Origin of the sequence: Tenacibaculum sp. 190524A02b (assembly GCF_964036645.1) — a bacterium.
GTDB classification, from domain to species: Bacteria; Bacteroidota; Bacteroidia; order Flavobacteriales; family Flavobacteriaceae; genus Polaribacter; species Polaribacter vairaonense.
This window is the reverse complement of record NZ_OZ038525.1, coordinates 1036460-1058589: the sequence shown is the minus strand read 5'-3', so window position 1 is coordinate 1058589 and position 22130 is coordinate 1036460. Positions and strand designations below refer to the sequence as shown.

20 protein-coding genes are annotated in these 22130 nt (G+C 28.5%); 11 read left to right on the top strand and 9 right to left on the bottom strand.

What is annotated here, in order from left to right; genetic code table 11:
* Window positions 1–27 precede the first annotated feature (27 nt).
* The 5 genes from ABNT65_RS04150 to ABNT65_RS04130 form a co-directional block, all read right to left on the bottom strand.
* Window positions 28–981: a MoxR family ATPase gene (locus ABNT65_RS04150; protein WP_348706816.1), complete on the bottom strand. Its 954-nt coding sequence runs from the start codon at window positions 979–981 to the stop codon at window positions 28–30.
* A gap of 93 nt (window positions 982–1074) precedes the next feature.
* A complete protein-coding gene (locus ABNT65_RS04145) occupies window positions 1075–2445 on the bottom strand; it encodes a peptidylprolyl isomerase (protein ID WP_348706818.1) in 1371 nt (456 codons plus the stop codon).
* Complete coding sequence (locus tag ABNT65_RS04140; RefSeq protein WP_348706820.1) at window positions 2408–3265, bottom strand: hypothetical protein; 858 nt, start codon at window positions 3263–3265, stop codon at window positions 2408–2410. Before ABNT65_RS04140 ends, ABNT65_RS04145 begins: the two co-directional genes overlap by 38 nt.
* A gap of 16 nt (window positions 3266–3281) precedes the next feature.
* A complete protein-coding gene (locus ABNT65_RS04135; RefSeq protein ID WP_348747243.1) occupies window positions 3282–4886 on the bottom strand; it encodes a peptidylprolyl isomerase in 1605 nt (534 codons plus the stop codon).
* Between the two features lie 11 nt (window positions 4887–4897).
* On the bottom strand, window positions 4898–5179 hold the full coding sequence (locus tag ABNT65_RS04130) for a DUF493 family protein (protein WP_348706823.1): 282 nt from the start codon (window positions 5177–5179) through the stop codon (window positions 4898–4900).
* 104 nt (window positions 5180–5283) lie between these two features.
* On the opposite strand from ABNT65_RS04130, the gene ABNT65_RS04125 reads away from it, so the two are divergent.
* The 5 genes from ABNT65_RS04125 (at window position 5284) to ABNT65_RS04105 (ending at window position 10021) form a co-directional block, all read left to right on the top strand.
* Complete coding sequence (locus tag ABNT65_RS04125; protein WP_348706825.1) at window positions 5284–5814, top strand: ATP-binding protein; 531 nt, start codon at window positions 5284–5286, stop codon at window positions 5812–5814.
* A gap of 7 nt (window positions 5815–5821) precedes the next feature.
* A complete protein-coding gene (locus ABNT65_RS04120; RefSeq protein ID WP_348706827.1) occupies window positions 5822–7717 on the top strand; it encodes an ATP-dependent DNA helicase RecQ in 1896 nt (631 codons plus the stop codon).
* Window positions 7718–7719: 2 nt separating this feature from the next.
* Window positions 7720–8664, top strand: coding sequence for a methionyl-tRNA formyltransferase (fmt, locus tag ABNT65_RS04115; protein WP_348706828.1), 945 nt, complete (start codon window positions 7720–7722; stop codon window positions 8662–8664).
* Between the two features lie 185 nt (window positions 8665–8849).
* On the top strand, window positions 8850–9122 hold the full coding sequence (locus tag ABNT65_RS04110) for an HU family DNA-binding protein (protein WP_348706829.1): 273 nt from the start codon (window positions 8850–8852) through the stop codon (window positions 9120–9122).
* Between the two features lie 125 nt (window positions 9123–9247).
* Window positions 9248–10021: a pentapeptide repeat-containing protein gene (locus ABNT65_RS04105; RefSeq protein WP_348706830.1), complete on the top strand. Its 774-nt coding sequence runs from the start codon at window positions 9248–9250 to the stop codon at window positions 10019–10021.
* Window positions 10022–10067: 46 nt separating this feature from the next.
* Here ABNT65_RS04105 and ABNT65_RS04100 read toward each other — a convergent pair whose 3' ends face one another.
* Window positions 10068–11228, bottom strand: a complete 1161-nt coding sequence (locus ABNT65_RS04100) for a THUMP domain-containing class I SAM-dependent RNA methyltransferase (RefSeq protein ID WP_348747242.1) — start codon at window positions 11226–11228, stop codon at window positions 10068–10070.
* Between the two features lie 112 nt (window positions 11229–11340).
* Here ABNT65_RS04100 and ABNT65_RS04095 point away from each other — a divergent pair, with 112 nt between their 5' ends.
* Complete coding sequence (locus ABNT65_RS04095; protein ID WP_348747241.1) at window positions 11341–12069, top strand: class I SAM-dependent methyltransferase; 729 nt, start codon at window positions 11341–11343, stop codon at window positions 12067–12069.
* Window positions 12066–12752: a ZIP family metal transporter gene (locus tag ABNT65_RS04090; RefSeq protein WP_348747240.1), complete on the top strand. Its 687-nt coding sequence runs from the start codon at window positions 12066–12068 to the stop codon at window positions 12750–12752. The genes ABNT65_RS04095 and ABNT65_RS04090 overlap by 4 nt, the downstream gene beginning before the upstream one ends.
* A 4-nt stretch (window positions 12753–12756) precedes the next feature.
* On the opposite strand, the gene ABNT65_RS04085 is transcribed toward ABNT65_RS04090, so the two are convergent.
* The 3 genes from ABNT65_RS04085 to ABNT65_RS04075 are packed head-to-tail and all read right to left on the bottom strand — an operon-like array spanning window position 12757 to window position 15302.
* Complete coding sequence (locus ABNT65_RS04085; protein ID WP_348747239.1) at window positions 12757–13125, bottom strand: cupin domain-containing protein; 369 nt, start codon at window positions 13123–13125, stop codon at window positions 12757–12759.
* Window positions 13126–13173: 48 nt separating this feature from the next.
* On the bottom strand, window positions 13174–13734 hold the full coding sequence (locus tag ABNT65_RS04080; RefSeq protein ID WP_348706835.1) for a hypothetical protein: 561 nt from the start codon (window positions 13732–13734) through the stop codon (window positions 13174–13176).
* A 47-nt stretch (window positions 13735–13781) separates the two neighbouring features.
* Entirely contained in the window at window positions 13782–15302 is a 1521-nt protein-coding gene (locus ABNT65_RS04075; RefSeq protein ID WP_348747238.1) for a helicase HerA-like domain-containing protein, read from the bottom strand.
* Between the two features lie 260 nt (window positions 15303–15562).
* Here ABNT65_RS04075 and ABNT65_RS04070 point away from each other — a divergent pair, with 260 nt between their 5' ends.
* The 4 genes from ABNT65_RS04070 to ABNT65_RS04055 all read left to right on the top strand — a co-directional run bounded on the left by ABNT65_RS04070 (window position 15563) and on the right by ABNT65_RS04055 (window position 22040).
* On the top strand, window positions 15563–16537 hold the full coding sequence (locus tag ABNT65_RS04070) for a T9SS type A sorting domain-containing protein (protein ID WP_348747237.1): 975 nt from the start codon (window positions 15563–15565) through the stop codon (window positions 16535–16537).
* Window positions 16538–16551: 14 nt separating this feature from the next.
* Entirely contained in the window at window positions 16552–17199 is a 648-nt protein-coding gene (locus ABNT65_RS04065) for a hypothetical protein (RefSeq protein ID WP_348747236.1), read from the top strand.
* A gap of 148 nt (window positions 17200–17347) precedes the next feature.
* A complete protein-coding gene (locus ABNT65_RS04060) occupies window positions 17348–17977 on the top strand; it encodes a 7-carboxy-7-deazaguanine synthase QueE (protein WP_348747235.1) in 630 nt (209 codons plus the stop codon).
* A gap of 127 nt (window positions 17978–18104) precedes the next feature.
* Window positions 18105–22040, top strand: a complete 3936-nt coding sequence (locus ABNT65_RS04055) for an InlB B-repeat-containing protein (protein WP_348747234.1) — start codon at window positions 18105–18107, stop codon at window positions 22038–22040.
* Window positions 22041–22130 lie beyond the last annotated feature (90 nt).

Sequence of the window (22130 nt, the reverse complement as noted above, 5' to 3'; positions counted from 1 at the left end):
TCTTCCTTTAGAAGTATTACCCTAAAATTAAAAAAGTGAAGTTATAATGTCTTTTATAGTAACTCCTTCTGCTTCTGCTTTGTAATTTTTCACAATTCTATGAGATAAAATAGGTACAGCAACAGCTTGTACGTCTTCAATATCTGGAGAATATTTTCCTGAAACTGCAGCATGAGCTTTTGCTGCTAATATTAAGTTTTGAGAGGCACGTGGTCCTGCACCCCAATCAATATAGTTTCTCACATATTCACTTGCACTCTCTGATTTTGGTCTAGTTTGACCAACCAATCTTACAGCATACTCCACTACATTATCTGCTACAGGAATTTTACGAATTAATTTTTGAATTTCTATTATTTCAGAAGCTGAAAATATAGATTGTACCTTTTGACTTACCTCTGAAGTTGTGTTTTTTACCACTTGTACCTCTTCCTCAAAGGTTGGATACTCCAAATTAATTGAAAACATAAACCTATCTAATTGCGCTTCAGGAAGTGGATATGTACCTTCCTGCTCAATTGGGTTTTGAGTAGCTAAAACAAAAAAAGGTAAATCTAGCTTGTAATGATGACCTGCAACTGTAACTGACCTTTCTTGCATGGCTTCTAGAAGTGCTGCTTGTGTTTTAGGTGGTGTACGGTTAATTTCATCCGCTAAGATAATGTTTGAGAAAATAGGACCTTTAATAAACTTAAACTGTCTATTTTCATCTAAAATTTCACTACCTAATATATCAGACGGCATTAAATCTGGTGTAAATTGAATTCTTTTAAAATTCAAGCCCAAAGCACTAGATACTGTATTTACTAATAATGTTTTTGCCAATCCAGGAACCCCTATTAACAGAGAATGTCCTCCACAAAAAACAGATAACAATGTAAAGTTAACGGCTTCTTGTTGTCCTATAATAACTTTACCTATTTCTTGTTGTAATTGAGTGTATTTTTTTACTAGTGCATCTACTGCTATAACGTCAGACATATTAAATTTTATTTTATAAAAAAGTATCCACTCAAAAATAAGATTTAAGAATCATTAATTTAAGTGGATCTATATTTATTTTTCAATTATTAACTACTTATTTTCCTTTTTCCAATCTTTTTTAAACTCACATTTTTTATAGTCAGCACCTAATTTAATATAAGTTTCTTGAATCTTTTCTTTAGACCATTTAGTTATTGACTCTTCTTTTTTCTTAGCTAAAGCAAATTGCTGCATTCTCACGTAATCATCTACAATATCAGCTTTATGTGTGTCTGTTCTTTTTCTCATATAAATAACTTTATACATTTTCTCTCCTCCTCTTTCTTCATCATAAAAAACGTCAGATAATTCACCTTGCTTTAATTCACTAATACGACCAAATAAATCTGGAGGCATTCTTGTTAACTCAAAAGTTGTTTCTTGTGTATAAGGGTTTACTAGTATACCTCCACTATTTTTAGTTTCCTTATCTTCTGAGTATTTATTTACTGCTTCTTCAAAAGTTATTTTCTTATCCTTTAGGTCAGTTACTATTTTTTCTAATTTTTCTTTCGTTTCTTTTAACTTTTCATCCGATATTTCAGGTTGCATTAAAATATGTGATGCAACTCTTTGATTTCCTTTTATCTTATGTAATTGAATAATATGATAACCGAAAGCAGATTTGAATGGCTCAGATACCTGATTTACATCTAATGAAAACACAACTTCTTTAAATTCTTTAATAAAAGGGCTGTCTTTAGTTATAGTATATTTTCCTCCGTTTTGAGATACTCCAGGATCATCTGAGTTTATAATTGCTTTTAGTTTAATACTAGCTCCTTCTTCTATCTCCTTCTTTAATTTTTTAAGTTTTTCTAAAACTCTTTCATTTTCTTCCTTTGTAGCTTTTGCGTATAATATTATCTGAGCTAATTCTACTTCAGCTGGTATTTCTGGTAATTCATTTTTCTCTTTTAATCCATTAAAATAAACTCTTACCTCTTCTGGTGTTACGTCAATAGTTTCCGTAATTTTTTGTTGTTCTTTTTCTATAAGAACGTTTTCTCTTTGAACTCTAGACAATTCTTTTTTAAGGTCTTCAATATCATTAAATCCATAAGCTTCTACTACTTTTTTTTCACTTCCATATTCATTAGTAAAAAAAGCAATACTTCTTTGAACTCGACTATCTATTTCATTTTGACTTACTGTGACACTATCAATTATTGCGTGATGAGCTAATAATTTTTGTTGCATCAATTCTTCTAACATTTCACAATTAGAAATATCTACCTTTCCTTCACTTCTTAGCTTTACTTCTTGTTTAAACTTATCAATATCTGAATCTAATACAATATTTTTTCCTACTACTACTGCCACTCCATCTACTTTAGTTTGAGCGTTTACAGTAAGCTGGGTTAATAAACATACTAATATTAGGCTAGTATTCTTTAAAATTTTTGTTCTTAATAGCATCATTAATCAGCGTTTTTTCAATCTCTCTTATTAATTCTAGTTTCCGTTTATGTAAAATAATTTGCTTAATTCTATTACTAACATGACTCAATGGAGCTGTTTTGTTTTTTCGCAAAATATTTTTTACAGCGACCAAATATACTCCTAAACTGTCTTCTTTTTGTATGAATTTGGATTTTTTTAACAATTTTTGTTTAGAATACCTACGAAATGGTGGAATTTTTTCTTTTAAATAATCTAATGTTACCCATGTTGTGTCTTGTAACCTATAAGATTTAAAACTTAACAAGTAGTTTTCTAATTCTTCGTTATCTTTCTCTTTATCAGACTTAAACTTTTTTATAACATCTTTTGTATCTAAAAAATCTTTACCGTAAATAATATAATCAAACTGAACTAATTCATTATTTAACTTAAAATTATTTTTATGGTGGTTATAATAATCTGCAATTTCTCTTTCTAAAACAATCGTATCTAACTGTTGTTTTATTAATTTTTCTTTGTAACCATTTATATACAACCCTGATTTATAACTGTTAACTAACTTTTCTATTTCAATACTATTAACTTCCGATATATTTTCTTCCGCTTTTTTAAGAAAAAGTTGTTGTTTTGCCCATGAGTTTATCAAACCTTTTACAGCAACTAAACTATCTTGTTTTGACAAATTTTTAGGCAATAAGCTTTCTACATCTTTTTTATAAAGATGCACATTATAAACGGTAGCTATAGGTCTCTCTGCTTTAGTTCTTTGCTTTTTTAACTTAATTAAATCACAAGAAACAAATACAAATAAACAAGATAATATATAAATGGTTTTCAATATGATTATTAGTTATTTATTGATTATATACTTTTTTAAGCTTCTTTAATGCTTTCTTTTTAACCTTAATTACATTATTTTTTCTAAGTTCACTTATCCAATTATCTTCTAATTGCTTTTGATAATCACTTATTACTTCTCCTTTTATTTCTTCCAGTTCTTTACTGTATTTAGGTTTATTACTAGCATAAAACTTTTTTAATCCAATTGAATCATTTGATGATTTTTTCCAAATTTTTTGTTGCATTAACTCAAACAATAATAAACCTTCTTTGTATTCTAACAAAGTATATTTATATTCTGGCTCCTTATTAACTAAATCATCTTTAAAATAATCAATAATTTCTTTGTTTTTAAAGTCCTTAAAAAGCTTATCTACATTTTTATAACTTCTATATTTGATAAAATCATAAAATTTCTTTTGAGTTATTTGTTTTTTATTTATTGATAATAGAATTTTATCAAGTTTTTGAGTTGCTAAACCTTCTTTTGAGTTATTTTTAAAATCTACTAATGCTTTTTTATTAACCTTAACGTTATACTCTTGCCTTAGTTTGCTGATTACTGCATCTTTTGATAACCCCATTCTTGCTGACTTTTTCACTTTTTTTTCTAACTCTTGTTTCATTTCATCAAAAGAAGCAATAGGGTAATTTTTAAGAAGTTTTACTATATGCCAACCATATTTAGTTTTAAACGGTTTACTATATTCTCCTTCTTTTTTAAGTTCTAGTACTGCTTTTTCAAAACTCTCTACCATACTTCCTGTTCCAAATTTAGGTAACTTTCCTCCTAGTTGAGCTGTTCCTACATCTTCAGAATATTCTTTCACTACACTTTCAAAAGCCACACCCTTTTGTAATTTTTGATAGGCAGAGTCTATTTTTACTTTCCCAACAATAGACTGGTCTCTTCGTAAAATATGAGCAACTTCAAATTGTCCTTTTGACTCTCTTTTTCCTGTAACTTTTAAAATATGGTACCCAAAACGCGTTCTAAATGGTTCAGAAACTTCACCTATTTTAGTTGTATAAGCATTTTCTTCAAACGGAAACACCATTCTAAAAGCTGAAAAATACCCTAAGTCTCCAGCATTAAACTTTGCTGAAGGATCTTCAGAAACTTCTCTAGCTACTTTTTTAAAATCTTCTCCATTTACCACTCTTTTTCTTACTTCTTTTATTTTATTAAAAGCTGCTACTGTATCTTGTTCTTTTCCTTTTTGAGTAAAACGTATTAGGATATGGCTAGCTCTAACTTCATTTTTTGTTCTGTAGTAAGCATCATTTACTAATTTTTTTATAGACTCTTTATCTTGTAAGTATGGGGCTATTAACTGCTTTTTATAACCTTCTAACTCCCTTTTATATGTACTAATAGTATCCAATCCTAAAGCGTAAGCTTCACCTACTTTTAGTTTATAATTGATATATAAATCTAAATATTTATCAATATCCTTGGAGTCTTTATCAACCACAAGTGATAAATTTTTCTCATAAACTCTTTTGAATTCTGCTACTGAGATTGATTTGTTATTAATACTAAATAACTCATTTTTGCTCTGACCTGTTATTAGAAAGGCATTGAACAATAGAGCTGCACCTAAAATTTGTTTTTTCATAAAGTTTAGTTTTATAAAGAAATAATTCCTTTAATTGATTCTGCTTGTTTATAATATGTTATAACTTCGTCTGAGCTATTAACTTTTATATGAATCGAAATACTTATATATTTTCCTGTTCTTGATTTTTTGGTATCTATAACTGCACCACCTTTATCAAATAAGCTTTTAACTTCTTCCACTTGATTACCATCAGTAGGAACAATAAATTTATATAAATATTTTGTAGGAAAACTACTTGTTTCTTCTAATTGTGATTTTAACTTTTTATAAAACGCTTCTCTATCCGACATAATTATACTGTTTAGTATATTTTTTTAAAATTCTTAAAAATTAGATCAAACACAAAATTACACTATTTATTAAATTTATTAATTGAAACTTCTATTTTTGCCCAATGCAACAAAAAATAGTTCTTATAGGAGGTCCTGGCACAGGGAAATCATCTGTGCTAAATGAATTTATTAAGAGAGGGTATTTATGTATGCCTGAAATTTCTAGAGAGGTAACATTAAAAGCTCAAAAAGAAGGTATTGACCAATTATTTTTAGAGCAACCGCTACTTTTTAGTCAAATGCTTTTAGAAGGTAGAGAAGAACAATTTACAAATGCCTGTAAAGAGAGTAATAAAATTATTTTTTTTGACAGAGGAATTCCTGATGTTCATGCGTATATGAATTATTTAAAAACTGATTATCCTACTATTTATAAAGAAAAAAGTAATAAATATTTATACGATAAAGTTTTTATGCTAGCTCCTTGGAAAGAAATATATGTTTCTGATAATGAGCGTTACGAGTCATTTGAACAAGCTGTAGAGATAGATAAATACCTTAGAGAAGCTTACCAAGAAGTTGGTTATAAAATAGTTGATGTTCCTTTTGGGACTGTAGAAGAACGTTGTAACTTTATATTGAATTCATTATAAGAAAAGAATGCTCAAAAATGAGGCGCTACAAATTTTAAGAAATTATTGGGGATATGATAATTTTAGAAAGCCTCAAAATGAGATAATCACCAGTGTTTTAGAAGGTAAAGACACTATTGCTTTATTACCTACTGGTGGAGGAAAATCTATTTGTTTCCAAGTTCCTGCCATATTAAAAAAAGGAACCTGTATTGTAGTATCTCCTCTTATAGCACTAATGCAAGATCAAGTTGAAGCTTTATTGCAAAAAAATATAAAAGCTGTAACTATTAAATCGGGTAGTTCACAAGATGAGATTATTACGTTGTTTGATAATATACGATTTGGAAACTATAAATTTTTGTATTTATCTCCTGAACGGTTACAATCAAAGTTTATTCAAGATAAGATAAAGCAGTTAAATGTTAATTTAGTAGCCATTGATGAAGCCCATTGTATTTCTGAATGGGGTCATGATTTTAGACCCTCATATTTAGATATAAAACTGATACGAGAAATACAACCTAATGTACCTTTTATAGCTTTAACAGCTACAGCTAACAATAAGGTTCTCTCTGACATAACAAACCATTTACAATTAGAAACTCCTGTTACTTTTAAAAAGTCGTTTTTTAGAGAGAATTTGGCATATCAAGTATTTTTTACTGATGATAAACTATATAAACTGCAACAAATCTTTAAAAAAATAAAATCCCCTAGTATTGTTTATGTCAGCTCTAGAAATAAAACAAGAGAAATTAGTAATTATTTAAATGCTCAAGGCTATAAATCTAGTTTTTATCATGGTGGATTATCTTTGGATGAAAAACAAATAGCTTTTGAAAAATGGATGCAAAATAAAACACCTATTATGGTTGCTACTAATGCTTTTGGAATGGGAATTGATAAAGCAAATGTTAGAGTTGTTATTCACTTAAACCTCCCTTCTTCTATAGAAAATTATGTTCAAGAAGCTGGTAGAGCTGGTAGAGATCAAAAAAAAGCGTTTTCAGTAATTTTAACTAATAAAACAGATATTGATTCTTTTGAAGAGTATCAACAAACTAACTATCCAACTATAAAAGAGATAAAAACTATTCATCAAAAATTATATCAACACTTTCAAATAGCTAAAGGTGAACATAATTTAGATTCTTTTGATTTTGATTTTTCAGCTTTTTGTTCAAAATATAATTTTGTACCCAATAAAGTTTCTACAACAATACAAGTTTTAATAGCTAACGGTATCATAGAACTAGAAAATTTTTACACCAAAAACTCAACCATTCAATTTTTAACGTCAAGTCAACAAATCATTAACTATTGTAATAACAATCAAAAAACTAAAAAAATAATCCAACCTTTATTAAGAATGTATGGTGGTGTTTTTGAACAACCAATTAAAATCAATGAGTTTTATATTGCTAAAAAAACAGGAGTTACTTCCTCAATGGTTATCAATCAATTAGAAAGCTTAGAAACTAAAGAATACATAACTTACAACAGAGCCTCTAAAAATGTTAACCTTCATTTTTTAATTCCAAGAGAAGATGATTTAACTATTAACAGAATTTCTAAAAATGTAAAAGCGTATTTTAATCAGAAAAAGAAGAAAACTACTGATTTAATTCATTTTGTAAAAAACGATACTATTTGTAGAAGTATTCAGTTATTAAGTTATTTTGATGAAAAGAATAATGGTAAATGTGGTATTTGTGATGTTTGTTTACAACAAAAAAATAGCACAATTAAAGACTTAAAAAATGATTTATTAAAATGCATAAAGAAACATACTGAACTTTCATCCAAAGAAATCTGTACTATTATTCCTGAAAAAGAAGAAGACATTTTAATAAATTTGCGAAAATTACTAGCCGATGAAATTATCGGTATCACTGACTACAATAAATTTTATATAAAATAATAATGAGAGATTTACGTATCGTTTTTATGGGAACACCTGATTTTGCTGTAACCATTTTAAAACACTTAGTAGAAAACAACTATAATGTTGTTGGAGTTATTACTGCTACCGATAAGCCCGCAGGAAGAGGTAGAAAATTGAATCAATCTGCAGTAAAAAAATATGCTTTATCTCAAAATTTACCTTTGCTTCAGCCTAAAAATTTAAAAAGCGAAGATTTTCAAAATGAATTAAAAAAATGGAATGCTAATCTTCAAATAGTTGTAGCTTTTAGAATGCTACCTAAATCTGTTTGGGATATGCCTCAATATGGTACTTTTAATTTACATGCATCTTTATTACCTGAATATAGAGGCGCTGCTCCTATCAATTGGGCTATTATAAACGGAGAAAAGAAAACTGGTGTTACTACCTTTTTTATTGATGATAAAATTGATACAGGAGAAATAATTCTTCAAAAAGAAGTTGGTATTAGAGAAGATGAAACCGTAGGAGAATTACACGACACTCTTATGTATTTGGGTGCTGATTTAGTTAAAGAAACTGTTGATTTAATAGCTAAAGGAAATGTAACAACTACTAAACAGCCAGATTTGGAAGAGAAAACAGCTTATAAACTATTTCCTCATAACTGTAAAATAGATTGGTCAAAATCTTTAAATGATATATACAATCACATAAGAGGTTTAAATCCTTATCCTGCTGCTTGGACCTCAATATACAATAATGAGAAAGAAATTACAGCCAAAATTTATAAGGTTTCTAAAGAGTTGGGGAATCATAAATATAAAATAGGTAAAATAATAACCACTAAATCTGATATAAAAATAGCCGTATCTGATGGTTTTTTAATCATAGATGAAATTAAACTTTCTGGTAAAAAATTAATGGACTCAAGAAGTTTGTTAAACGGTTATCAATTTTCATCAGATGCAATAGCGCTCTAGCCCTTTATTTATAAGGAATTACACTTTTAAACAAATAAACAAGTAGGGTTATTAACAATTCAGTGGTTTTTATTAACAAAACTATGTTTTTTTAACCTTAAATCTTGCACAATCCCGCATTCCGTCTATATTTGTTGAGCTATTTAGCAAAAAATATAAATTAATTTTTAAAATCCATTAAAATTATGAACAAATCAGATTTAATCGATGCTATGGCTGCTGACGCAGGAATTTCAAAAGCTGCTGCTAAAGCTGCATTAGAATCATTAACTAACAACGTTACTAATACATTAAAAGATGGTGGTAAAGTTGCTTTAGTTGGATGGGGAACTTGGTCTGTATCTGAAAGAGCTGCTAGAACAGGAAGAAACCCACAAACTGGTAAGGAAATTAAAATCGCTGCAAAGAATGTTGTTAAGTTTAAAGCTGGTGCTGGTTTAAGTGATTCAGTAAACTAAGATTTTAAATCATATTCATACTAAAACAGTATTTAGGTTAGCTAAATACTGTTTTTTTTATTCAAGAGTGTCACAAAACAAAAAGTTATTGTGTCTTTCAAATAGATATTAAAACATTACTTATCATGAAAAATATATTTACTCTTCTAGTTTTTACTCTTTGCACAGTTACTGTTTTTTCTCAGAAAACAATTAATGCTTCTGAGATCATGAAAAAACTAGAGGCCAAAGAAGCTATAGAATATTCTAACGTTACCATTGAAGGAACTATTGACTTTACATTTATAGACAAAAAGCTACCTAAATTACCAAAACGTAAAAAATGGTGGAATAATGGTGGTTCTAATACTGTTGAAAACCAAATTACAAATAAAGTGGTTTTTAAAAACTGTACTTTCAAAGACGATGTTTTAGCTTATATACCACATGAAAATAGTGGTTATACTTTTGTAGCTAACTTTGAAGATCTTGCTATTTTTGAAAACTGTACTTTCTCTCAAAAAGCCATGTTTAAATATTCTGATTTTGAAAAAGATGCTAATTTTGCTAATTGTGATTTTAAAAATGATACTACTTTTAAATATGCTAAATTTGAAAGAAAAATATCTTTTAAAAACACAAACTTTGAAGAGCCTGCAACATTCAAATACACTGACTTTAAAGAATTTGTAAGTTTTGAAGATGCTATTTTTAATGAAAGCGCTACTTTTAAATATACCGAGTTTAATGATGGAGTTTCTTTTAGAAATGTAAAATTTAAAGAAGACCTAAATATTAAATATACTAAAGTACATGGTACATTTGACATTACCAATATGGATGTTGGTTTTGACATTGATGCTAAATATACTAGTATAAATGGCAATAGCTTTAACAAATATCTTTTAAAAAATAAATAATAAAATAAAGACCACTTAGCTAAGTGGTCTTTATTTTTATAACTCTTTATCTATCTTCTTTTACTTTTTTACTTCCTTCATACAATTCATATTTTACAAAACGACAATCTAAATCAGCATTTTTTAAAGGAATTCTTTTAGAAGTTCTTAATCCAACATATTTTAAAGCCTGAATATCTGATGTTATTAACCATGCTGTTGAATTACTATAATTATTTTTTAAAGTGTTTCCTATTTTTCTATAAAACTCTTCTACATCTATATTTAAACGCTCTCCATATGGTGGATTAAACAGAATAGTTGTTTTACCAAAAACTTCTTTTTTTGAGTTAAAAAAGTTTACATGATGTACTCCTATAAACTCTTCTAAATTTGCATTAATAATATTCTGCTGAGCTTTCCTAACCGCTGACGGAGCTTTATCAAACCCCATAATTTTAAAATGTGAACTTGATATTTTCTTTAATAAAGAATCTTGAATAACAAAATATAAATCTTCATCATAATCTTTCCAATTTTCAAAACCAAAATGTTTTCTGTTAATATTAGCAGGAATATGATTTGCTATCATTGCTGCTTCTATTAAAATTGTACCAGAACCACACATTGGATCTATAAAATTTTCTTCACCTTTATATCCTGATAAAAGTAACAAACCTGCTGCTAAAACTTCATTTATAGGTGCAATATTAGTGGCACTTCTGTACCCTCTTTTATGTAATGAATCTCCAGAGGAATCTAATGATATTGTTAACCATTCTTTATGAATATGAATGTGAATTTTAACATCAGGATATTTCAAATCTACATTCGGGCGCTTTTTATATTTGTGAACAAAATAATCTGCAATAGCATCTTTAGACTTTAAACTAATGTAATGAGAATTAGATGTAAAATTTCTTGAGTTTACAACAGCACCTATAGCAAACGTTCCTTCTACATCAATAAAACGCTCCCATTTTATACGCTGAATAGCTTCATACAAATCTTCTTCATCAAAAATTTTACTTCTTTTTATTGGTTTTAAAATTCTAATAGCAGTTCTTAAAGCTATATTTGCCTTATACATAAACCCTTTATCACCTCTAAAAGCAACGTTTCTAATTCCTTCTTTTACTTCTCTCGCCCCTAATGCTCTTAATTCATCGGCTAATACGCCTTCAAGTCCTGCCATAGTAATAGCAGTCATTTTAAAATCTTTCTCCATAAATTGTTGTAAAATTTCAATGCAAAAGTACTGCTTATTTATGTAGTTATGAATTTTTATTCTTTCCTCTTTTAAAACGTAAGATTTGCTTATTTTTGCAGACTCTTTAATTATGGATACAAAAAAGGATTGGTTTACTTCTTGGTTTAACACACCATACTATCATATTTTATATAAACATAGAAATGATGATGATGCGCAATTTTTTATGCGAAATATTACTTCTTTTCTAAATTTGAAAAAAAATAGCTTTATAGCTGATGTTCCTTGTGGTAAAGGTAGACACTCAGTATATCTCAATTCTCTGGGATTTAATGTAAGAGGTGGTGACTTAAGCAGTAATAGTATTTTTCATGCAAAAAAATTTGAAAATGAATCATTAAAATTTGAAGAATGGGACATGAGAAAACCTATAGAGAATAAATATGATGCTATTTTCAACTTATTTACAAGTTTTGGTTATTTTGACGATGACAAGGATGACATCCTTGTATTATCTAATTTTAAAAATGGTTTAAAGTCTAACGGTGTTTTAGTCTTAGACTTTTTAAATGTTGAAAAAGTTAAATCCTCTCTAGTACCACAAGAAACAAAATTAATAGATGGAATAGAGTTTTCTATTAAAAAAGAAATTATAGATGGTTTTATATTAAAACATATTTCTTTTCATGCCAATGGACAAAACCATACTTATACCGAAAAGGTTAAGTTTTTAAGTCTAGAAAAAATGCAAGATTACTTTAACAAGGCAGACTTGAAAATAAGACATGTTTTTGGAAACTATAACTTAGATAATTTTAATGTTAACACTTCTGATAGACTTATACTAATTGCCGAATGAGTTCATTGTTATTAATTATATCTGTATTAATCGGTTCTATTTTTGTACTATTTCTTAAACCTTCTAATAAATTTGTACGTTTATTATTAGCTTTTAGTGGAGCTTATTTACTATCTGTTACCGTTTTACACTTATTACCTGAAGTTTATAATCACACTAACAATGTTAAACAAATTGGTATTTTAATTTTAATAGGAATTTTAATACAATCAGTTTTAGAATCTTTTTCAAAAGGCGCAGAACATGGACATGTTCATGTAAATGAAAATCAAAATAAATTTCCTTGGTTGTTATTTGTTAGTTTATGTATTCATGCCTTTACAGAAGGATTACCTATACATGACCATGGTGATCATGAACATAATTTACTATGGGCTATTTTTATACATAAAATACCTATCGCAATTGTTTTAACTACCTTTTTAGTAAAAGCTAAATATTCTATAAAAACAATGATTGCCTTTATTGGTGTCTTTTCTTTAATGAGTCCTTTAGGTATTTTAATTTCAGAAAAAGTAGATTTCTTTCATAACTTCCATTCTCAAATAATGGCTTTTACAATAGGAATTTTCTTACATATTTCTACAGTTATTTTATTTGAAAGTTCAGAAAACCATAAGTTTAATTTTCAGAAATTTGCAGTGATACTATTAGGTATTTTATTAACTATCTTTACTCTATAACAGGTCACTCTTCTTCCCTATTTACCAAGTCTAGAGAAAAAGCTGGCAAGCAAATAGCCAAATACTCACATGGTTCACTAAACGGGTTTGAATATTGAACTCTAACGTTTTTTTCTATTTTTATAGACTGCCCTGCCTCTAAAGTTACAATTTCACCATCAATATTAAATTGTTTTTTTCCTTTAATAATGAATGTGTATTCATCAAATTTTGGTGTTTGAAAAGGTTCACTCCAACCAGCTGGGGCTTTCATGTGTGCAATACTAATTTTTGACTCTTTAGTAGTTGCATTACCAAAGTGTTCAGCAATTAGTTTACCATCCGTTGTAGGAACGATAAATGGACTTGTTTGAATTGTATATTTTTTTCTCATAAAAAAGAAAAACCGAAAAACTTAATTTTCGGCTTTTATATTATTTAGTTAGTTAAACCAAATTGTAAAGGATTTGATTTTTGCTAAATCTGGAATTTGTTCTATACTTACTTTTTGTGTACTAAAATCTTTTAATCCTAGTTCTTCTTTATCAATTGCCATAGTAGCATTTAACTCATCAATAAACAATGTTGCAGAAGAAAATGTAGACTCAACCTTACTAATTTTATTATTAGCATTTATCTCTTGAAAGGTTGAATTTATATTTAATCCTGATTTTGTTTGGTATCTATCATCAAAAATTTCAATACTTTTAATTGTTGATGTTGAGTCTAATTGTTCTTTTGGGATGATAGTTAACAAATGCTTACCTCCTTTTTCATAAATGAAATATTTATCATCTTCTTGAAAAAAGTTTTCTCCTTTAGCCCCTTCACTCAGTACTTTAACCACAGAATCATTTGCAAACATTTTTTCTAGTTCTGTAATTGTTGTTTTAGTTGTTAATGCGCCTACTTTACCTTTTGTAATGTCATATTTATTTTTACTACATTGCACAAAAGCTATAGACACTAGTAGTATGGCTATTATTCTATATAGTTTAATCATGAAATTTATTTTAATTATAACGTTTTTCCTAATTTAAAAGTATATTATTAAAGTACTTTTTTTAATATCCCAAAGACACTTCTAATAAAAGTAGCACTAGTTAAAACTTTAACTACAGGATTCATTCTTGTGCTTCTACTTCTTGTTGAAGAAGATTTTTTTCTTGTTTTTTCTCTTTCTTTTCTTTCATCTTCTTCCGACTTTTCTTTATTTATTCTTTTTATTTTATCATTCAATAATTCATAAGCACTTTCTCTATCAACTAGTTTGTTATACTTTGAAATTAACTTAGAATTATCTAATACTTCTTGTAATTCTTTTTCTGTTAACACATCCATTCTACTCATAGGAGCTCTTAACATGGTTCTAGCCAATGGCGTTGGAATTCCTTTTTCATTAAGTACAGACACTAATGCTTCACCAATCCCTAGTTGTGTCAATACTTCTTTTGTATCGTAATATTCAGAATCTGGGTAATTCTCAGCTGCTAATTTAATGGCTTTTCTATCCTTGGCTGTAAAAGCTCTTAATGCATGCTGAATTTTCATCCCTAATTGCGCTAAGACATCTTCTGGCACATCTTTAGGGTTTTGAGTTACAAAATAAAGTCCTATTCCTTTAGACCTGATTAATTTTACAATACTTTCAATTTGGCTTAACAATGCTTTAGAAGCTTCATCAAAAACTAAATGAGCTTCATCAATAAAAATTATCAATTCTGGTCTTCCACTATCTCCTTGTTCTGGAAAAGTCTCATATACTTCTGCTAACAACTGTAGCATAAAAGTTGAAAACAGCTTTGGTTTATCTTGAATATCTGTCAATCTCAATACAGATATCACTCCTCTTCCATTTTCATCAATACGAGTTAAATCATCAACCTCAAAAGATTTTTCCCCAAAAAACAAATCACCTCCTTGTTGTTCTATCTCTACTAACTTTCGTAAAATAGCGCCCGTACTTGCTGTGGAAATTCTCCCGTATTCTTCTTGAATTTCCTCTTTCCCTTCGTTAGTTATAAATTGAAGCATTTTTTTAAAATCCTTTAAATCTAACAATGGCAAATGATTATCATCACAGTACTTAAAAATAATAGCTACAATACCAGATTGTGTCTCAGTTAAATCCAAAATTCTGGATAATAGTACAGGCCCGAATTCAGAAACAGTTGCTCTTAATCGAACCCCATCTTGTTCTGAAATAGTTAAAACTTCAATAGGAAACTCTTTAGCATTAAATGGAATTCCTATTTTTTCATGACGTTCATCTATTTTAGGATGTCCTTGACTAGCCTGTGCTAAACCACTTAAATCTCCTTTTACGTCCATTAACAAAACTGGAATCCCCTTTTCCGACATATTTTCAGCTAAAACTTGTAATGTCTTTGTTTTTCCAGTACCAGTAGCTCCAGCTATTAATCCATGCCGATTCAACGTTTTTAAAGGAATATTTACTAGCGCATTTGTAATTGTATCCTCCCCTAGCATTCCTGCTCCTAACGTAATAAAATCTCCTTTGCAACTATATCCTTGATTTATATAGTTTAAAAATTTAGTTGAATCACTCATAGTAACCGTAATAATTTATTTCAAAAAAAAGCAAATATCATTAAATAAAAAAGGATTTTGCATGATAAAAAAAACACACTTTTTTTTCTGATGAAAAACAAGGTACATATTTATTTGGTTTTCAACAATTTTTAAAATATAAAATACAATTTTATATCGGTTTAAGTAATTCGATGTAGTAAAAATACTACCCATACAGATAGGGTAAACTAATTTTTGTTTGTTTTACTTGTTACAATTAATTCAAATCAATTATTAACATGAAAAAACTATTACTATGTGGTGCCTTAATAGGTGCCTTGACAGGGTATTCCCAACAAAGTTTTAAAACTATATGGGAAGAAAACTTTAATAACTATCAAATTCCTTCTGGAATTGAAGGAGAAAGTGACGATGGCGCCACAGGAACTACCAACAAATGGCTTTATATGGGAGATTATAAGGAGTCATTTACTAAATGGACTATTGATGCTTCTAATGCTTCTCTACAAAACTTCTCAGATTATGCTGCTGTTTTTAGAACTAGAGATTACTTAGATCCTCATTTCAGAGTTCAAGACACACATGGTTCTGAAATAAAAACCCCCGAAGGTGGTCATATTAACTGGATTACCGAAACCATTGATATTAGTGGTTTTACCAACGTTAGTGTTAGTATGTCAATCGATGAAACAGGAGACCATGAAACTTCTGACTATATAAATGTAAGTTATAGTACTGATAATGGCATGAATTATACTTTAATTAAAAATTGGAAAGGCTTTGGGAGTGATATTCATACTTTACAAGGAGATACTATAAACGATGAATTTTGTAATACAAGCGACAAAGATGGAGATTTTAAATTTCAAAAGGTCTATTTCAGTATTCCTAACAGTTCAAATTCTTTAAAGATTAAAGTGACTTTTAAAAATGGCGCTAGTAGTGAAAATTTCATTCTAGATGATGTAAAAGTTTTTGGAAAACAATCAACTTTAAAAGTTGATGAAGATTCTTTAGATGTAGTTTCCATTTATCCAAATCCAATAACTGGTAATCAACAATTGACTATCAATACTCAAGAAATAATTAAAAGTATTAGTATTTATGATGTAAGAGGTCAATTAGTTATTGAAAAAAGAAAAGTTGGTACTCCAAACAACCAGGTATCACTTTCAAATATAAGTAAAGGAATTTATTTAATTAAAGTAAAAACCAGTACTTCAGAACAAGTAAACAAACTAGTTATTCAATAAAGACTCTAATCAAAATGAAAAAAATAATATATTTTATTGCTATCATAATTACAACAAATTTAACAGCTCAAACAACAGATTTTTTTAAACCATCTAAACAAATTTGGGTTGAAAATTTCTCTACATATTCTAACGGAACTGGTATTGATATTACCAACGGCTCTATAGAGAAAAAAGGAGACTATACTGATTCTTTTACTAAATGGACTATTGATGCTACAGCTATAAACACATCAAACACCTTACTATCAGCTGTTAATAACTTTACAGATGAAACCATTTTTAATCCTAGCTTTAATGTAGCAAATACTGAAGGAGAATTAGCTTGGACTTCAGAAGAAATTGATGTATCTGCCTTTCCACAAACACATCTTTCTGTTGTTATAGAAACTGAAGGAAATCTTGAAAATGATGAATATATTGACGTTTATTGGAAAGTGGTAAATCTTGGAAACTTTATACTAATTAATAGAAATGATTCGGGTCATACACTTGTAGGCAACACAAATAAAGATTGTCACAAGGCTATTAAAATTCATAAAGACCTTACAGTTACAACTCCTGGAAAAATACAAGTAAAAGTTGTACTTAAATCAAAAAATATAAATCATATTTTAAAAATAAAAAAAATAGAAGTTTTAGGAAAAGAATTAGATAACTAGTTTGTAATTTTATTTATGATTTAAAAAGACCTTTTAAAAAGGTCTTTTTTTACTTTTTTTGAAAAAACAACTCAAATTAATATTCCAACAAGTACCTTTGCAAAAATTATTTTAGAATCGTATTATTTTAATTAATGTAACGCAGTTGATGGATTTACAGACGAAAGAATTAATTAATAAAGGAGAAATGCTTCCTTTAATGGAAGAGTTTTATACCATACAAGGTGAAGGTTCCCATACAGGCACTGCCGCTTATTTTATTAGAATTGGTGGTTGTGATGTAGGTTGTCATTGGTGTGATGTTAAAGAGAGCTGGGATGCAAAATTACATCCACCAACACAAACCGATATTATTGTAAACAATGCTAAAAAGCATGCTGAAACTGTAGTAATTACTGGTGGAGAGCCGCTTATGTGGAGCTTAGATTATATTACTAGTGAATTACAAAAAAATAATATTAAAACTCACATAGAGACTTCTGGAGCTTATGACTTTTCAGGTACATGGGATTGGTTTTGTCTGTCACCTAAAAAGACTAAACTTCCATTACAACGATCTTATGAAGAAGCTGATGAGTTAAAGATGATTATTCATAATAAAAATGACTTTAAATTTGCTGAAGAACAAGCAGAAAAAGTTAATGCTAACTGTAAATTATTTTTACAACCTGAGTGGAGTAAAAAGGAAAAAATGACACCTTTAATCATTGATTATGTGATGAAAAACCCAAAATGGCGAATTTCTTTACAAACGCATAAATATCTGAATATCCCTTAATCACTCGGGTTTCGCTATACATTTTATAAAAAGAAGGTACTATTTTAACAATTATACCTTCTTTTTTATTTTATCTAAGGTAAAAATTAATACTTTCGCTCCTTAATTTATTTAAACCTACATACATATGAAAAAGCATTATGTTTTTCTCCTTTTTTTATTTGCTTCATATTTAATGAATGCACAAATTGTTAACATTCCGGATGCTAGTTTTAAAAGTGCTTTAATAAATCATCATGATACAATAGATACTAATGGTGATGGCGAAATTCAAGTTTCTGAAGCTGAAAACTTCACAGGTAATTTAGGGGTTGGTGAAGGTGATATAGAAGATTTAACTGGTTTAGAAGCCTTCATTAACATCACCTCTTTATCTATTACAAAGAATAAGATTACAAATTTAGATTTATCTAAAAACACCAAATTAAAAACAGTACATGCCTATGATAATTTATTAGAAACGGTAAACTTTTCTAATAATACAGCCCTTATTAGAATAAACCTTAATAATAATAAAATAACTAATATTGATCTGAGTAATAATACTCTTTTAGAGGAAGTATTTTTAAGTAAAAATTTATTAACTGCAATAACTGTAATCCCCTCAAATGTAAAGCAATTATTTTTAAATGAAAATAAAATTACTTCTTTTGATGCTTCTCAACTTAGTTCCTTAACACATTTGTCCCTAGAAAATAATACTCTGTCAAATAGCATTAATGTTGCCAACGGGAATAATACTAATCTACATACATTGTTTTTAAAAAATAACCCTAACCTGTTTTGTATTCAATTAGACAATGGTTTTGTAGCCCCAACAAGTTTCTACTGGCAAAAGGATTATAAAACAGCATACAGTGACAATTGTTCTAACGATAATATTGTAAACATTCCGGACGCTAATTTTAAAACTTATCTTGTAAATAATACTTCTATAAATATTAATGGAGATTCAGAAATTCAAGTTTATGAAGCCAATAACTATAGAAGCTCAATAAGTATCGAAGACAAAAACATAACTGACCTAACTGGTATTGAAGCTTTTATTAATTTAAAAGATCTGTTTTGCTCTAAGAATAAGCTTACCAGTTTAGATCTCTCTCAAAATATAAATTTAAGTCGTCTGCATTGTATTAATAATCAACTCAATGAACTTGACATTATTAATAATACAAAATTAAAAGAACTATTCTGTTATGGTAATAAATATACCTCTATAGACATTAGTAATAATTCATTATTACAGAAATTAATTTGTGGTAGTAGTGAGCTATTTACATCTATTGACATTTCGAATAACACCGCTTTAAAAGAATTTTCATGTCAAAACTCTAACGTAAGTGCCTTAGATTTATCTAAAAATGTTAATCTAACTAGAGTTGCTATTTCTAATAATCCAATTACTTCTATTGATGTAACTAGTAATACCGTTTTAAAAGAATTATCTTTCTCTAATACTAACATCGCTAACTTAAATTTATCAAACAATAAAGAGTTAACCGAGTTATATTGTCAACAAACTAAATTGACTTCATTAGACTTAAGTGCTAATACCAAACTGGAGAAGGTATGGTGTAGTTATAATGCGCTAAACAATTTAAATATAAATGGATTAGTAAACTTAAATGAGCTATTTTGTCATGTAAATAAATTAACGAGTATAGATATTTCTTCAAATATTAATTTATCTAAGTTAGATTGCTCTTCAAACTTACTTTCTAGTTTAAATATAACTAGTAACGCACTATTAACTTCTATAGATGTTAGAGGTAATTCACTAACTGAGCTAAATTTAGCTAACGGAAACAATACTAACTTAACACCTTTGACCAATTTAAATTCAAACTTAACATGTATTACTGTTGATGATGTAAATTATAGTAAAACTAATTGGACACATATTGACACTCATACCAGTTTTAGTTTAGATTGTTCTAATGTTTATACCTTAACTATTAATAATGATAATGGAGATGTGACAATGACTCCAACTCCAGAAAACTCAAATAATACAAATTATGATAATGGTACAAAAGTTACATTAACTGCAACTCCTAAAACTGGATATCAATTTGATGGATGGACAGGTGATGCTACTGGAAATACCAATCCGTTAATCATTACAATGGATGCTGATAAAAACATTACTGCTAATTATAGTAAAATTCAGCATGCTTTGACTACCTCTGCTACAAATGGAACAATTATTACTAATCCAAATGCTACTAATGGAACTTATGATTATGGAACAAATGTAGAACTAACTGCAACTCCTGAAACTGGATATCAATTTGATGGATGGTCTGGTGATGCTACAGGAAACTCTAATCCGTTAACTATCACAATAAATACTGATAAAAATATTACAGCTAATTTTAGCAAAATACAAACCACTTTAAGTAGTGTTATAAATAATGAAAATGGTTCCCTTACTATAAGCCCTGAACCTGTTAATGGGTATTATGAATACGGTACAGAAGTTACCATTACTGCTGTTCCAAAAAGTGGTTATGAATTTGATAGCTGGTCTGGTGATGCTACTGGAAATTCAAATCCCATAGTTATAATTATGAATACATCTAAAGTAATTGGAGTAAGCTTTAGTAAAATAAAGCATACATTAGTAACCAATGCTATAAATGGAACAATTACTACTGACCCAAACCCTACTAATGGAAAATATGAATACGGTACTGTTGTAACATTAACGGCTACTCCTGAAACTGGATATCAGTTTGATGGATGGTCTGGTGATGCTACAGGGAATTCTAGTCCAGTTTCTATTACTATAAATGGAGATAAGAATATTACCGCTAATTTTAGTAAAATACAAACTACTTTAAGTGTTACTAATATTGAAAACGGTTCCCTTACTATAAGTCCTGATCCTGTTAATGGAAACTATGAGTATGGTACAGAAGTTACTATTACTGCGGTTCCTAATAATGGATATGAGTTTGATAGTTGGTCTGGTGATGCTTCAGGTAACACAAACCCTATAGTTATTACTATGGATGCTTCTAAAGTTATTGGCGTGAACTTTACTAAGACTGTTACACCGATCACTATTACAGAATTTGCTACTGGGTTTACTTCTTTAGAAGGTATTGGTATTAACTCAAATAATGAAGTGTATGTTTCTGAACATGATTCTGGAAAAATATACAAAATAGCTTCTAATGGTACAAAAACTCAATTTGCAAGTACTGGTTTTAGAGCTAATGATATTGTTTTTGATACTAATAATAAACTTTTTATTGCAGAACCTTATAGGGGTAAAATTTTAGAAGCTAACGCTACAGGAACTCTAAGTGAATATGTAGATGCTTTTGGAGATTCTCCATACGGGGTTACTTTTAATAATGGCTCTCTATATTACGTGTCAGAAAATAATCAAAAAGTAATTAAAATAAATTCTGATAAGACTAAAACAGATGTAATTGATGGTTTCTTTACTCCTGAAAGTGCTGCTTTTGACAAAGATGGCAATATGTATGTTACTGATAGAAATGACCGTAAACTATTTAAAGTTACTCCAAGTGGTACAAAAACAACACTAGCTAGTGGATATGCTGCTATAAGAGGAGTTACTGTTGTTAATGATGCTGTTTATTTTACTACTTATGCTTGGAATTACAACAAAATAGTTAAATACGACCTTAAAACTGCTGAAACTTCTGATTATGTAACTACAAATTTAGATGAGCCTAGAAACTTAGAAGTTGATAAATTAGGTAATATGTATATTACTAATGGAGGAAATGGTACGGTAACTAAAGTTTATGATGAAAACTTAAAGCCAAGTGACGCTACTAATAATATTATCGACGTTCTTTTTAATAAAGAAGTTCATATTTATCCTAACCCAGTAAGTAATATGATATCAATAACATCAAAAGATATTGATATTTCTAATAATACTATATACAATGCTTTGGGAAAAGTAGTTTTAACTTCTAATTTATCTAAAATTGATGTAACAAAGTTACCTAGTGGTATTTATACATTAAAAATAAAAGGAACAAACAATCAAATTGCTGTTAAAAAGTTTATCAAAAACTAATAAACTTCAAACATTAATTTATATACCCTCTTTGAATATTCAAAGAGGGTATTTTTTATCTTAAAAAAATTAAATACTCTTAATTTTACT

What these genes read in the sequence shown, in the direction of transcription:
- ABNT65_RS04150 (WP_348706816.1), bottom strand. Translation starts at nt 981, where the DNA reads ATGTCTGACGTTATAGCAGTAGATGCACTAGTAAAAAAATACACTCAA.
- ABNT65_RS04145 (WP_348706818.1), bottom strand. Translation starts at nt 2,445, where the DNA reads ATGATGCTATTAAGAACAAAAATTTTAAAGAATACTAGCCTAATATTA.
- ABNT65_RS04135 (WP_348747243.1), bottom strand. Translation starts at nt 4,886, where the DNA reads ATGAAAAAACAAATTTTAGGTGCAGCTCTATTGTTCAATGCCTTTCTA.
- ABNT65_RS04130 (WP_348706823.1), bottom strand. Translation starts at nt 5,179, where the DNA reads ATGTCGGATAGAGAAGCGTTTTATAAAAAGTTAAAATCACAATTAGAA.
- ABNT65_RS04125 (WP_348706825.1), top strand. Translation starts at nt 5,284, where the DNA reads ATGCAACAAAAAATAGTTCTTATAGGAGGTCCTGGCACAGGGAAATCA.
- ABNT65_RS04120 (WP_348706827.1), top strand. Translation starts at nt 5,822, where the DNA reads ATGCTCAAAAATGAGGCGCTACAAATTTTAAGAAATTATTGGGGATAT.
- fmt (WP_348706828.1), top strand. Translation starts at nt 7,720, where the DNA reads ATGAGAGATTTACGTATCGTTTTTATGGGAACACCTGATTTTGCTGTA.
- ABNT65_RS04110 (WP_348706829.1), top strand. Translation starts at nt 8,850, where the DNA reads ATGAACAAATCAGATTTAATCGATGCTATGGCTGCTGACGCAGGAATT.
- ABNT65_RS04105 (WP_348706830.1), top strand. Translation starts at nt 9,248, where the DNA reads ATGAAAAATATATTTACTCTTCTAGTTTTTACTCTTTGCACAGTTACT.
- ABNT65_RS04100 (WP_348747242.1), bottom strand. Translation starts at nt 11,228, where the DNA reads ATGGAGAAAGATTTTAAAATGACTGCTATTACTATGGCAGGACTTGAA.
- ABNT65_RS04095 (WP_348747241.1), top strand. Translation starts at nt 11,341, where the DNA reads ATGGATACAAAAAAGGATTGGTTTACTTCTTGGTTTAACACACCATAC.
- ABNT65_RS04090 (WP_348747240.1), top strand. Translation starts at nt 12,066, where the DNA reads ATGAGTTCATTGTTATTAATTATATCTGTATTAATCGGTTCTATTTTT.
- ABNT65_RS04085 (WP_348747239.1), bottom strand. Translation starts at nt 13,125, where the DNA reads ATGAGAAAAAAATATACAATTCAAACAAGTCCATTTATCGTTCCTACA.
- ABNT65_RS04080 (WP_348706835.1), bottom strand. Translation starts at nt 13,734, where the DNA reads ATGATTAAACTATATAGAATAATAGCCATACTACTAGTGTCTATAGCT.
- ABNT65_RS04075 (WP_348747238.1), bottom strand. Translation starts at nt 15,302, where the DNA reads ATGAGTGATTCAACTAAATTTTTAAACTATATAAATCAAGGATATAGT.
- ABNT65_RS04070 (WP_348747237.1), top strand. Translation starts at nt 15,563, where the DNA reads ATGAAAAAACTATTACTATGTGGTGCCTTAATAGGTGCCTTGACAGGG.
- ABNT65_RS04065 (WP_348747236.1), top strand. Translation starts at nt 16,552, where the DNA reads ATGAAAAAAATAATATATTTTATTGCTATCATAATTACAACAAATTTA.
- ABNT65_RS04060 (WP_348747235.1), top strand. Translation starts at nt 17,348, where the DNA reads ATGGATTTACAGACGAAAGAATTAATTAATAAAGGAGAAATGCTTCCT.
- ABNT65_RS04055 (WP_348747234.1), top strand. Translation starts at nt 18,105, where the DNA reads ATGAAAAAGCATTATGTTTTTCTCCTTTTTTTATTTGCTTCATATTTA.